The sequence below is a fragment of the Streptomyces paradoxus genome (assembly GCF_014202475.1).
Taxonomy (GTDB): Bacteria; Actinomycetota; Actinomycetes; order Streptomycetales; family Streptomycetaceae; genus Streptomyces; species Streptomyces paradoxus.
Genome location: NZ_JACHGV010000002.1, coordinates 364,070 through 375,904, shown reverse-complemented (window position 1 = coordinate 375,904; position 11,835 = coordinate 364,070). Strand labels below are relative to the sequence as shown.

Below are 11,835 nucleotides of genomic sequence, written 5' to 3'. Positions count from 1 at the left end.
GGGTGTCGCCGGGTTCCGGGTGCGGGCTCGTCGTGGCTGGTCGCGCCCACGCGGCGGAGCCGCACATCGACACAGCCCCGCGCCCCGTTTTCAGGGGCTCGGGGCTGCTCGGCATCGGGGAGATCAGGTATTGGTCGTGCCCCAGTCGTCCTCGCCGCCGTTGTGAGTGGCCCGGTCGCGGAGGTGACGGACCCGGTCCGCCACCGAGTCGGGGACTCGGTCGCCGACCTTGTCGCTCACCACGTGGTACGCCTTGCCCGCGAACTCACGGCCCTGGTGGGCCGCCGTCTCGGCGGTGTTGCGGACCGCGGGGTTCTGAGCGAACTGCCGGGCTGACTTCTTCAGCTGCTCGTAGCGCTCGCGCCCGGCCCTCGTGCCCAGCACGTAACCCAGGACGACTCCGGCGACGAACGTGAGCCGGTAACGCATGGCGGCCACCCTTTCCTTGCGTAGGTCTCCGATGCGGCGTCGGTGCCGGGGAGTACCGATTGGCGAAGCACCCCCCTGCTTGCGCTAATGTATGTGTCGCAGCGAACGCGCGCCCCCTGGCGGATACCCAGGTAGGTGCGTTCGATGCAAAACGAGACCTTCCTCGGTAGCTCAATTGGCAGAGCAGCCGGCTGTTAACCGGCAGGTTACTGGTTCGAGTCCAGTCCGGGGAGCTCGGTCCTCCGTAGCTCAATTGGCAGAGCAGCCGGCTGTTAACCGGCAGGTTACTGGTTCGAGTCCAGTCGGGGGAGCAGGTCGAACGAGGACCCCTCTGAGGGGTCCTTTTTCATGTCCGATCCGCTGTTCCGGGAACCGCGCGGCACCCGGCGCAGTCCTCAAGGTCACGTAGGCCGTGCGAAGCCGCCCAGCCGAAGCAGGAGATCGTATGAGCGGCTATGCTGCGGCAGACGGCGCGCACACATGTACGCGACACGCCGCTATGGGGCGGTAGCTCAGCCGGTTAGAGCAGCGGACTCATAATCCGTCGGCCGTGGGTTCGAGTCCCACCCGCCCCACCCATGCAGGTCTCTGACCTGCGGAAACGTTCATTTTGTCCTGTCGGGTCGTCAACTTCGTCTGAACGGACTGAATCCGCTGCTCGTGAGTTCAACCTCGTTGCCAGTGTCGGTGGTGCGCGTAGCTCTGGCCTGCATGGATGTGCTGGTTTGCGGCGGGCGTGGTGGCGATGGGCTCGCCTGGATCATGCAGTTGTCGACGAGGCTGATCGGCGCGAGGGAGAAACGGCCCGTACTGAAAACGGCCCAGATCGCACGGCTCTCACCCCTCGCCAGCCTGACCGCACCCTCTCTCACTCCTTGACGGGGTCGCGCCGGCTCTGTGGGCGACTCACGCGATGGGTCTCCCCGACCCACATCGCCCTGACGCCTGGTACCACCCCGTGCGTGGCGGCTGACCGAGTGTGCGATTGCGACATGCGTGGGATATTTCATCTATTTTGATGTACTCATCAGTGGATCTGTGACCCGATGGCCGGAGTGAGCCCTGACCACCCTTCTCTACCGCCTCGGAAGACTCGCCTTCCGCCGCCGCAGACTCGTCCTCGCCCTCTGGACCGTGGTGATCGCGCAGTCGTGGCAGGTCTCGGCGTCGCCAGTGAGGACACCGACGACACGTTCACGATCCCTGGCTCGGAGTCACAGCAGGCCCTGGACACCCTCGGCCGGGTGTATCAGGCGGCCGACCAGAAGATCACCGAAGTCGTCCGGACTTTGATCCTGGACCTGGACGAGGGCGCGGTACGCACCATCACCACCTACGCCCTCGCGGGCGCCGACGGGCTGTTCGTCCAGCGGGAGATCAGCGGCGACGCCGTTGACCTGGTGGCCATGTTCGAACTGCATGCGCAACTGGTCTACGAGGCGGCCATGCGGATGGCAGGTGGGAACTCGGGATGACCTGACCGGCCGGCCGCGCCGAGCCTGAATCCGACAATGGACTCTGCGCCGGCCTCGCCGACCGGCACGAGTCTGTCGTCGCCGGCTCTTCCGCGTCGGCGTCGTCATGAGGGGGGCCTAAGCGGTACTCCGGGCCGAATCGACGCGGATGACCGGCACGCTCCGCTCCACGATGTAGGCGTGCACGGCTGTCAGCACCGTCCGCTGCTCGGCATGCCGCTGTGCGCTGCCGCCTGCCGCATGAACGGCACCGCGGCGATCTTCGCCGTTCCCAGTGGCAGGAATACCGGGATCAGGACGACGGCGAGGGTGATCTGTGCGGTTGTCACGTCGACCGGCTCCGGCGTTCGGCGCCCAGGCGGGCGAAGAGATCGACGAGGTCGGGGGCGTCCACGGCTGCGGGGCTGACGACCTGCTCGACCGGGGCGCCCTGGAGGAGGCGTTTGACGGGGACTTCGAGTTTCTTGCCGGTACGGGTGTGCGGGATGCCCGGCACTTCGATGATCTCGTCGGGGACATGGCGGGGTGAGGCCCCTGTCCGGATCGTCTCCTTGATCTGCTCGCGGAGCGGGTCGTCCAGGGTCACCCCGGCGGCGAGGACGACGAACAGCGGCATCCAGTAGCCGCCGTCGGGTTCCTCCGCGCCGATGACGAGGGCCTCGGCGATCTCGGGGAGGCGTTCGACGACGTCGTGGATGTCGGCGCTGCCCAGACGTACGCCGTTGCGGTTCAAGGTGCTGTCGGAGCGGCCGTGGACGATCACCGAGCCGTGACCCGTCACCGTGATCCAGTCGCCGTGCCGCCACACGCCCGGGTAGGAGGAGAAGTAGGCGTCACGGTAGCGGGTGCCGTCCGGGTCGTTCCAGAAGTACAGCGGCATGGACGGCATCGGGCGGGTGACCACCAGCTCGCCGACCTGGTCCACGACCGGGAAGCCCTCAGCGTCGTACGCGGCCAGCGCCACTCCCAGGTGGGGCGCAGACAACTCTCCTGCCCAGACGGGGGCGTTGGGTGCGCCGCCGGCGAAGCCGGAGACGACGTCCGTGCCGCCGCTGATGGACGCGAGCAGGACATGGTCGCAGACGTGGTGACGGACCCAGGGGTAAGCGGAGGCCGGCAGGGCGGAGCCGGTGCAGCCGACCACGCGGATCGAGGAGAGGTCGTGTACGGACGGGTCGATGCCGAACTTCGCCATGCCCAGCAGATATTGGGGGCTGGTGCCGAAGACGGTCACCCGGTGGTGCGCGGCCAGCTCCCACAGGACGTCGAGCTTGGCGAAGGGCGCCGGGCTGCCGTCGTACGTGCACGTGGCAGCGCCGGTCAGCAGCGTGGAGGCGACCAGGTTCCACATCATCCAGTGGGTGGTGGTGTACCACAGGAGCCGGTCGCCGGGGCCGAGGTCGGAGTGCAGGCCGAGGGTCTTCAGATGCTCCAGCAGGACGCCGCCGTGGCCGTGGACGATGCCCTTGGGCAGGCCGGTGGTGCCCGAGGAGAAGACGACCCACAGGGGGTGGTCGAACGGCACCGGGGTGCAGGCGAGTTCCTCGGTGCGGGTGGCGGCGTCCTCCCAAGGGACGGCCGGCGACGGGTACGCCTGCGACGGCCACGGCAGGCGCACGTGGTCCACCAGGAGCGTGGCCTTCAACGTCGGCAGGGCGCCGGCGAGTTCGAGGGTGGCGTCGCGGCGGTCGTGGGTGGTGCCGTTGAAGAGGTAGCCGTCGGCGCCGATCAGGACGGTGGGTTCGAGCTGGGCGAAGCGGTCGGCGGCGGCCTTGGGGGCGTAGTCCTGCCCGCAGACCGACCACACCGCGCCCAGGCTCGCGGCGGCGAGGAACGCGATGATCGCGTGCGGGGTGTTGGGCAGGTAGCCCACCACGCGGTCGCCCTTGCCGACGCCGAGGTCGCGCAGGGTGGCGGCGACGGAGGTGACCTGGGCGCGCAGGCGTCTCGCGGTCACCTCGTAGCAGGAGCCGGTCTCGTCGAGGGCGACGATCGCCACGGCGTCGTCGGCGAGGTTGCGCAGGGCGTGGTGGGCGTAGTTGAGGGTGGCGCCGGGGAACCAGCGGGCGCCGGGCATCTGCTCCTCCGCCAGCACCTGCTCGTACGGCGTGTCCGCATCGACGTCGAAGTACTCCCACACCGCGCCCCAGAAGCCCTCCAGGTCGGTGACCGACCAGCGATGCAGGGAGACATAGTCGGAGCCGGCCATCCCGACGTGACGGGCGAAGTCCATGATGTGGCTGTCCGCGACGGCCTGTGGATCGGGCGTCGTGAAGGGCTCGGGCACGGTCATCCTGTGGCGCTCCTCAGCAGGCTGTTCTCAACGGTCCGTCGTGGTGAGTGGGGGCTGCGCGTGGTGTGCAGCAGGGCCGCCCAGGCGGCGGTGCCGGTGAAGTCGCGGCCCCCGGCCGGGACGACGTCCATGACGACGCGGTCGGGGCGCAGCAGGGCGGCGTCGGTCCGGCCGGCGCGCAGCCAGTCGGTGAGCGTGCCGTCGTCGCCGAGGCCGGTCACGGGGATCGCCCGGACCCCGAGCCCGTGGGCGAGGGCGTCGAGCGAGGGCCAGGGTTCTGCGGCGGTCAGGACGGTGAAGGAGTCGCCCAGCACCTCGTCGAGGCGCATGCGCCGTCCCTCGGCCGTGATCCACGGTTGCGGGCAGTGGGTGCCCACCAAGCTCCTGCGCATGCGGCGTCGGACGAGGGGCCCGGCGGTCAGGGGCGGGTTGAGGTCGCGGCCGGCCGCCGCGGTCAGGCCGGGGATGCGGCAGGCCGCGGCCAGGAGTCTTCGGCGCAGTGCGGCTGCGCCGTCCTGGCCGCCGGTCATGGCCCAGCCCAGGGCGACCGCGAGCTTGATCACATGCCGGGCGTGCGGCTTGCGCTCGCTTTCGTATGTGTCCAACAGCCTTTCGTCTCCGCCCTGTTGGAGGACGCGGGCAAGCTTCCAGGTGAGGTTGTAGGCGTCCCGCAGCCCCGAACACAGTCCCTGCCCGATGAACGGCGGGGTCAGGTGGGCGGCGTCACCGAGGAGGAAGACCCGTCCGCTGCGCCAACGGTCGACGACGCGCGCCCGGAAGGTGTACTGCGCCTCGCGGACGATCTCGAAGTCCCCGTCGCAGGAGGGCGGCAGCCACGGCGCGACCAGCTCGCGGACCGGTTCCTCGGAGTCCCCGAGCCGGAACTCCCAGCGGTAGCGGTCCTCGCCGACGCGCATGAAGGTCGCCGGGCGGTGCGGGTCACAGACCTGGTCGACGCCATCCCAGCAGCGGACGTCGGCCTTCGTGCGGACGTCGATGACGGTCCAGCGTTCCTCGAAGCGCAGGTCCTCCCAGACGGCGCCGATGGCGTCGCGGGTGAGGCTGTTCGCGCCGTCGCAGCCGAGGACCGCCTCGGCCCACAGCTGATGGTCGCCGTCGTCGTCGCGGTAGGTCACGCGCAGGGGGCCGGCGGTGTCCGGGCCGACGCCGGTGACCTCCACACCGCCCCGCAGTTCGCACTCCGGGCGTCGGGCGAGGGCGTCGCGCAGCAACCGCTCCAGCTCGGGCTGGTCGAACATGCTGGTCTGCGGGTACCCGTGATGGCCGTGCTCGGTGCGGCGGAACTCGGCCATCACCCGGTGCCGGGCGTCCAGCAGCCGCAGCCCGTTCGCCGGGCGGGCGATCGCGGTGAACTCCTCCTCCACACCCGCGGCCTGGAGGATCCTGCGGACCTCGTCGTCGGTGGCGACGGCGCGCGGCAGCGGGTAGACGTCCTGGTGGCGTTCGAGGACGACGGTGCGGACTCCGCGCCGGGCGAGGAGGAGGGCGGCGGTCACGCCCACCGGTCCTGCTCCGATGATCACCACGGGTACGTCGGCCCCGTTGCGTCGGACGGTCATGTGCGGCTCATTTCGGGGTCTCATGCGTGTCCGTGACGGGGGTTCGCTGCTCGCCGAGGTCGATCCGGCCGTCCGGGGTCGCGATCGTCGCTGTCATCACGTCACCCGCGTGCAGATAACGCGGGTTCTTCGCCTGGGACTTGAAAAACGCCTTCCACTTCACCGCGGGCGGCAGCAGCGCGCCGATCTTCTCGACCGGCTTCGGCGGGGCCTTCAGGGCCGTGCCGCCGGGGGTGCCGGTCAGCAGCAGGTCGCCGGGGTCGAGCCTCTGGAAGCGGGCCAGCAGGGTCAGGGCCTGCGCCGGGCGGACGATCATGTCGGCGAGGGTGCGGTCCTGGCGCAGGTCGCCGTTGACGGACAACTTCAGGCGCAGATCGAGGAGACGGGCGAAGTCCTCCGGCTCCAGCAGCGCCAGGTACGGGCCGGTCGGTGTGAAGGTGGGGTACGACTTGCTCTCGTAGAACTGCGTCCTGGTCAGCTGGACATCGCGGGCGCTGACGTCGTTGGTGATCACCAGCCCGGCGACGTACGAGGGCAGGTCCCGCTCCTCGACCACGGTGCCGACGGGCAGGGTCGCGCCCATGACGAGCCCGAGTTCGATCTCGTAGTCGAGGAACTTCACGTGGGAGGGCCGCACGACGGCGTCGCCGGGGCCGCTGACCGAGCCGGACGCCTTGCGGAAGAAGGTGGGCGGGATGTCGCCGGTGAAGCCAGAATCGCGGGCGTGGCTGCGGTAGTTGACCATCTGGGCGACCACCCGGCAAGGAGTGGTGACCGGCGAGAGGGCCACCAGGTCGGCGACGGGCGTGCCCGCGTCGGCCGAGAGCGCCGCCTCCCGTACGGCGTCACGGTCGGCGATCAGCTCGGCGGTGGTGACGGCCTTGGTGTCGACGGGGACGGCCCGGTCGATGGGGGTCCCCCCTGCTCGGGCGGAGTCGAGGGCTTGGGGGATGACCACCCACCAGCCGTCGGCGGTGCGCAGGACATTGGTGCTCATGTCGGTACCTTCGTGAGGGGGCTGGGGGAGGTCAGGACTTGGCGGCCTTGAGCAGGCCCAGCAGGCGCGCCGGGTCCATCTCGTTGTCGCCACGCAGGGCCCGGATGACGTCGCGGATCCGCTGCGGGGAGGGGCCGGCACCGAGGAAGTCGCGGGTGGCCTGCGGTCCCCACTGGGCGAGGCCGCTGGTCGACAGGGGCGCCCAGCCGGGCTCGACGTCGCGGGAGAACAGGTCGCCGTCGGCGAAGTGCTCCAGCATGAAGCGGTCGGGATCGCGCCAGTAGTCGAACAGCTGGCTGCCCTGGATGTGCCGGCCGATGCCCCAGCTGCGCTGGTAGCCGCGCTCCTTGAGGTACTCGCCGCCGGCGGCGATCGAGTCCAGGTCGGTGACCTGGTAGGCGGAGTGGACATAGCCGGTGCCCGGCCCCAGGTGCATGGCCAGCGTGTGATGATCGACCGGCACACCGCCCAGGTCGCAGCGGATGAACGCCATGACCGGGCCGCGCTCGCGCTGCCCGTCCAGGAACTGGAAGTCGGACACGATCATCCCCAGCGTGTCCAGGTACCAGTCCAGGGCCCGGCTGAACACACGGGTCTCCAGGACGACATGGCCCAGTCGCTGGATGCGGGACGGCTCGCGCGGCGGGCGCTGCGTGGCGTTCGTGCGGCGGTGAGCGGTGCCGAAGTTGAGGAGCAGCGGGCGTTGTTCGGGCAGCGCCCGCAGCTGCTCGCCGCAGTGCACCACCCGCACCGGGAAGCCCGAGGGATCGAGCAGGCCGACCGCCTTGCCGCCGCCCGGTACGTCCGCGTCCCGCACGTCGGAGCCGATGGCGCGCGCCAGCCGGTCCAGATCGGCCCGCTCCGCCGCGCGGAACGCCGGGCCGATGAAACGGGACGTACGACCGCGCCGGATCACCATGCACGGGGTGCCGGCGAAGCTGCCCCGCAGCCACAACGCGCTCTCCGTGCGCGCGGCGACCTGGAAGCCGAAGTCACGGGCGAAGACCTCGGCCCGCTCCAGGTCCGGCTTCTCGAACTCCAGCCAGGCCAGGTCCGCCACCTTGATCACGGGGTTGCGGGAGCGGCCGGGATGCTCCCCGTGCAGGGCGCCCTGTTCGCTGTGCAGGTCTTGGTGGGCCGTCTTGACATCGGGCCCGTGGACGGGGGTTTCAGACATGGTGCCCTCCGAGCGGCAACGCACTACTGAGGGAATCATCAACTCTGACAGTCCTGTCGTCAATGCGTTCGCGACAAAGAAATGATGGATTCATCAGAGCTGCTGTTGTCATCGCCCCGGTGGTTAGACTGTGCGCATGTCTACGTCAGCCCCGCCCAGCAACCGGTTCGAGCGGCGCCGCGCCGAGACCCGTCGCGCGCTCATTCGCGCCGCGAGGCAGATACTCGCCGAGGCAGGGGACACCAGCGCGAGCATCCAGGCGATCGCGGAGCGCGCGGACGTCGGCTTCGGCTCCTTCTACAACCACTTCGAGTCGAAGACGGAGCTGTTCGAGGCGGCGGTGGTGGACGCCCTGGAGGAGTACGGCCAGAGCTTCGACGAGCGCCTGGCCGGGATCGACGACCCGGCGGAGCTCGTCGCGGCCGGCTTCCGGCTCAGTGCCCGCATGGCCGACTCCCACCCCGAGCTGATGCAGGTCCTGCGCCGTCGGGGCCTTGGTCACATCCACTCGGGCAACGGCCTGGCCTGGCGGGCACTTCGCGACCTTGAGGTCGGCATGGCCTCCGGCCGCTTCACCGCCGTCGCCCCGGCGGTCGCCCTGTCCGCACTGGGCGGCACCCTGCTGTCCCTGGTGGAGCTGAGGTTCGCCCGCCCCGACCTGGACGGCGACGAGGCCGCGCTGAACCTGGCCGAGATGGTCCTGCGCATGCTGGGCGTGCCACCGGACGACGCCCACGAGGTCGCCCGGCGCCCCCTCCCCGACCCCACCTGAGCGCCACCCTCTGCACCGCCCCCGGTACGTGATCTTTCCGGCGTCGTACTGAGCGAAGCCGGTGCGGAACTGCTGGAGCCCAGCCGACGCGTGCTGCGGGACGGGTCACTGCCTGCCACGGGCGGATGGCAGAGGAACCGGGGCGACGCCTTCGATGCCGGTGTTGCTCGGCCGGCCGTCGCGGTTCACCCGGTTCACCCGCCCGGCCCCCCGGCAGGAGCCGTCGGGCAGGGGACTGCTGACGGTCCGTCCGCCGGGGTAGCGCCGTGGTGGCGTTGGCGTCCGGTGTACGCGGTGATCGCCTGCCAGAGGTCGCGGCGGTCCGTGTCGGGCCAGAGGCCGGGGGTGAAGTGCAGTTCGGCGTAGGCCGTGTGCCAGGGCAGGAAGTTGGAGACGCGCTGCTCGCCGCCGGTGCGCCAGAGCAGGTCCACGTCCGGCAGGTCCGCCAGGGGCAGGTGCCGTGCGAAGTCGCCCTCGGTGATCAGGCCGGGCTCCAGGCGGCCGGCCCGGGCCCGGCCCGCCAGGGCGGCGGCCGTGCGGGTGAGCTCGTCCCGGCCGCCGTAGTCGATGCACATCGTCACGGTCAGGCCGGTGCGGGCGCGGGTGGTGCGCTCGCGCAGATGGAGGACGTCGACCAGGTCGGGCGGCAGGCGGCCGGCGCGGCCGTGCCAGCGCAGCCGGACGTCCAGGTCGCGGAAGGGGTTCTCGGCCAGTTCGCGGCGCAGCAGGCCGAGGATCGCGTCGACCTCCTCCGGGTCGCGGTTCCAGTTCTCGGTGGAGAAGGTGTAGAGCGTCAGGTGGCGCAGGCCGATGTCCAGGGCGCCGTGGACCACTTCGCGGACGGCGTCGGCGCCGGCGCGGTGACCTTCGTGCCGGGGCAGGCCGCGCTGCCGGGCCCAGCGGCCGTTGCCGTCCATGATCACGGCGACGTGGGCGGGCAGATCGCCGGGCGGGATCCCGGGGGGCCGCTCACCGCTGGGGTGGGGCGGCGGCCGCAGGAAGGTATCGGCGGGTGCCGGCGGGGCGGGTGCCGGTGGCCGGTGGGCGCCGGGGTGCTGCGGCGGCGGCACCGTCAGCGGGGTCAGGCGCCAGGCCAGGGCCGCGCGGGCCCGGGCGGGGGCGAGGATGCGGGCCCGGGTGCGCAGCGCGGGCCGGGGCGGGGAGCGCAGGAGCGCAGGGCCGGCCGCGTCGACGGCGTCCAGCTGTGCGTGCAGCAGGGCGGCCATCGTGTCCAGGACCGTCGCGGGGCCCGGGTGCATCCCGCGGGTGAGTGCCTCCTGGGCGACCCACTGGCGGGCCAGGCCGGTCAGGTGCGTGACCAGGGCTCCGACGGCGGGGCTCCAGCGGCGCCGCGCCAGGTCGGCGGCCGCCCCGGAGTGCAGGTCGAGGGCCTCGGCGGGCAGCAGGAGGTCGCCCTGGGCGAGGTCGGCGGACAGGTCGGTGAGGATGTCGGTGAGCCGGACGCCGTCGAGGAACTCCTCGTAGGCCTCCCGGGTGTCCAGGCGCAGCGCCACGGGGACGCCGGCCCGGTCGAAGACCGTGCGGACCTGGCCGAACCACGGCAGGAGGTTGTCCCGGCCCCAGGCGCGCCACTCCGCCCAGTCGGCGAAGTGCCTGCCGCGGGTGTCGTCCTGGACCTGGGCCATGGCGTCCCGCAGCTCGGTCAGGTCCAGGCGCCAGCGGTTCGCGGTGTCCACCAGGGCGTGGCGGACCGGGTCCGGGCTGGAGCCGGTGGGCAGTTCGCGGTGCAGGGCCGTGATCCAGGCCTCGACCCGGGCGGCCCGCTCGGCCGCGGGCGCGGTGCGGTCGTCGCCGAGGTCGTCGAGGGCGTTGGCGGCGGCCCACAGGGCGTGGAGTGCCGGGCGCAGGGCCGCGGGCACCAGCTGGATCAGTGCGTACTCCGCCGGGTCCTGGCCCTTCGTCCGGCGCCGGCACAGTCGGTAGGCCGCCCGCAGGGCCGGGTCGTCGCCGGTCACCGGGCCTCCGGCCGGTCCGGGGGGCGCGTGGGCCGCTTCTCGGTCTGCCGGTGCGGTGGTCGCGGGGGGCACGTCGGTCACACCGAGGACGATACGTCCTGGTTCAGCGCGGTGATCACAGGGGCCGGGTGCGCGTCAGGGGAGTACGTCACGGGCCCGGCCCCGGGTCGGGGTGCACGGCTTCGGTGATGCCGGCCCGGGCCGCTTCGAGCTGAGCGGCGAAGGCGATGCCGAGGAACAGGGCCACGCCGGTCAGGTTGGCCCACAGCAGCAGGGCGACGAACGCCGTCAGCGGGCCGTAGACGGCGCCGAAGGAGCCGCTCTTGGCGACGTAGAGCGCCAGCAGCCAGGTGGCCGTGATCCACAGCACCAGATGGACGGCGGAGCCGAACGCCAGCCAGGTGTAGCCCGGTTGGTCCCGGCGGGGCGCCCAGCGGAAGATCGCCGACGAGGCGACCCAGGCGAGCAGCACGCCCAGCGGCACGTCCAGGGCACCCCACCAGTCGAGCCACGTGCGCGACCAGCCGAGGGCCTGCACCACCGCGCTGCCCACGGCGTCACCGGCCACCAGCACGAGGAACCCCAGGACCATCGGCATGCCCGCGGCCACGGCGAGGAGCAGGGAACGGCCGTACTTGGCCAGGAAAGGCCGGTCGCGCTCGATGCCGTAGATGCGGTTGGCGCCGCGCTCGACCTGGGCCATCGCCGAGGCCAGGTTGAGTACGGCGAAGGCCAGGCCCAGCCACATGGCGACGGCGCCCCAGACGCCCGAACCGGCGCTGCGAGCGGTGCCGTCCAGGGCGTCCTCGACCAGGTCCGCGCTGGCTCCGGGCACGATCCGGCCGAGGGTGAGTTCGATGATCCGCCCCACGCTCTCCGTGTGCACGGTGGTGGCCACGCCGACCAGGGCGATGGTGAACGGCACCATGCCCAGGACGACCTGGAAGGCGAGGGAGCGGGAGTTGCTGAACCCGTCGGCGTAGCGGAACCGGGTGAACGCGTCGACGAGCAGCCGGCGGCCGCCGTAGCGCCGCAGCGCGGTGAACGCCTCGTCCCCGGAGAGTTCCTCCCCGATCATGTCCCGCGTCTGCGGGACGTGCACTGCGGTGCCCATCGAGAAGCTCTCCTTCTGCCTG

At 71.5% G+C, this 11,835-nt stretch carries 10 protein-coding genes and 3 tRNA genes; 5 read left to right on the top strand and 8 right to left on the bottom strand.

Annotated elements, in window-relative coordinates; translation table 11 throughout:
- Window positions 1-123: 123 nt before the first annotated feature.
- Complete coding sequence (locus HNR57_RS06670) at window positions 124-429, bottom strand: YtxH domain-containing protein (RefSeq protein WP_062926707.1); 306 nt, start codon at window positions 427-429, stop codon at window positions 124-126.
- A gap of 160 nt (window positions 430-589) precedes the next feature.
- Between HNR57_RS06670 and HNR57_RS06665 the strand changes: the two genes are divergently transcribed.
- From HNR57_RS06665 to HNR57_RS40840, 4 genes are all read left to right on the top strand, one after another.
- A tRNA-Asn gene (locus HNR57_RS06665) sits at window positions 590-662 on the top strand.
- Window positions 663-667: 5 nt separating this feature from the next.
- Window positions 668-740 (top strand) — tRNA-Asn (locus HNR57_RS06660).
- 190 nt (window positions 741-930) lie between these two features.
- Window positions 931-1,004, top strand: a tRNA-Ile gene (locus HNR57_RS06655).
- 576 nt (window positions 1,005-1,580) lie between these two features.
- Window positions 1,581-1,904, top strand: coding sequence for a hypothetical protein (locus HNR57_RS40840; protein WP_376772186.1), 324 nt, complete (start codon window positions 1,581-1,583; stop codon window positions 1,902-1,904).
- A 191-nt stretch (window positions 1,905-2,095) separates the two neighbouring features.
- On the opposite strand, the gene HNR57_RS06645 is transcribed toward HNR57_RS40840, so the two are convergent.
- Genes HNR57_RS06645 through HNR57_RS06625 form a run of 5 tightly spaced genes read right to left on the bottom strand, consistent with a single transcriptional unit; the run spans window position 2,096 to window position 7,951 of the window.
- Window positions 2,096-2,233 carry a hypothetical protein gene (locus tag HNR57_RS06645; RefSeq protein ID WP_221342344.1) on the bottom strand — a complete coding sequence of 46 codons (138 nt, stop codon included), beginning with the start codon at window positions 2,231-2,233 and terminating at the stop codon, window positions 2,096-2,098.
- A complete protein-coding gene (locus tag HNR57_RS06640) occupies window positions 2,230-4,197 on the bottom strand; it encodes an acetoacetate--CoA ligase (RefSeq protein ID WP_184557580.1) in 1,968 nt (655 codons plus the stop codon). Before HNR57_RS06640 ends, HNR57_RS06645 begins: the two co-directional genes overlap by 4 nt.
- Window positions 4,194-5,777: a bifunctional 3-(3-hydroxy-phenyl)propionate/3-hydroxycinnamic acid hydroxylase MhpA gene (gene mhpA, locus HNR57_RS06635; RefSeq protein ID WP_184557577.1), complete on the bottom strand. Its 1,584-nt coding sequence runs from the start codon at window positions 5,775-5,777 to the stop codon at window positions 4,194-4,196. The genes HNR57_RS06640 and mhpA overlap by 4 nt, the downstream gene beginning before the upstream one ends.
- A gap of 7 nt (window positions 5,778-5,784) precedes the next feature.
- The gene (locus HNR57_RS06630) at window positions 5,785-6,774 is read right to left on the bottom strand and encodes a fumarylacetoacetate hydrolase family protein (RefSeq protein ID WP_184557573.1); all 990 of its coding nucleotides are present in this window, start codon (window positions 6,772-6,774) and stop codon (window positions 5,785-5,787) included.
- Window positions 6,775-6,805: 31 nt separating this feature from the next.
- Window positions 6,806-7,951, bottom strand: a complete 1,146-nt coding sequence (locus HNR57_RS06625) for a VOC family protein (protein ID WP_184557570.1) — start codon at window positions 7,949-7,951, stop codon at window positions 6,806-6,808.
- 136 nt (window positions 7,952-8,087) lie between these two features.
- Between HNR57_RS06625 and HNR57_RS06620 the strand changes: the two genes are divergently transcribed.
- A complete protein-coding gene (locus HNR57_RS06620) occupies window positions 8,088-8,723 on the top strand; it encodes a TetR/AcrR family transcriptional regulator (protein WP_184557567.1) in 636 nt (211 codons plus the stop codon).
- 194 nt (window positions 8,724-8,917) lie between these two features.
- On the opposite strand, the gene uppS is transcribed toward HNR57_RS06620, so the two are convergent.
- Window positions 8,918-10,780, bottom strand: a complete 1,863-nt coding sequence (gene uppS / locus HNR57_RS06615; RefSeq protein ID WP_313672954.1) for a polyprenyl diphosphate synthase — start codon at window positions 10,778-10,780, stop codon at window positions 8,918-8,920.
- Window positions 10,781-10,847: 67 nt separating this feature from the next.
- Complete coding sequence (locus tag HNR57_RS06610) at window positions 10,848-11,813, bottom strand: YihY/virulence factor BrkB family protein (RefSeq protein ID WP_184557564.1); 966 nt, start codon at window positions 11,811-11,813, stop codon at window positions 10,848-10,850.
- Window positions 11,814-11,835 lie beyond the last annotated feature (22 nt).

Coding starts and splice junctions, on each gene's coding strand:
- HNR57_RS06630 (WP_184557573.1), bottom strand. CDS start 6,774: ATGAGCACCAATGTCCTGCGCACCGCCGACGGCTGGTGGGTGGTCATC.
- mhpA (WP_184557577.1), bottom strand. CDS start 5,777: ATGACCGTCCGACGCAACGGGGCCGACGTACCCGTGGTGATCATCGGA.
- HNR57_RS06640 (WP_184557580.1), bottom strand. CDS start 4,197: ATGACCGTGCCCGAGCCCTTCACGACGCCCGATCCACAGGCCGTCGCG.
- HNR57_RS06620 (WP_184557567.1), top strand. CDS start 8,088: ATGTCTACGTCAGCCCCGCCCAGCAACCGGTTCGAGCGGCGCCGCGCC.
- HNR57_RS06670 (WP_062926707.1), bottom strand. CDS start 429: ATGCGTTACCGGCTCACGTTCGTCGCCGGAGTCGTCCTGGGTTACGTG.
- HNR57_RS06625 (WP_184557570.1), bottom strand. CDS start 7,951: ATGTCTGAAACCCCCGTCCACGGGCCCGATGTCAAGACGGCCCACCAA.
- HNR57_RS06610 (WP_184557564.1), bottom strand. CDS start 11,813: ATGGGCACCGCAGTGCACGTCCCGCAGACGCGGGACATGATCGGGGAG.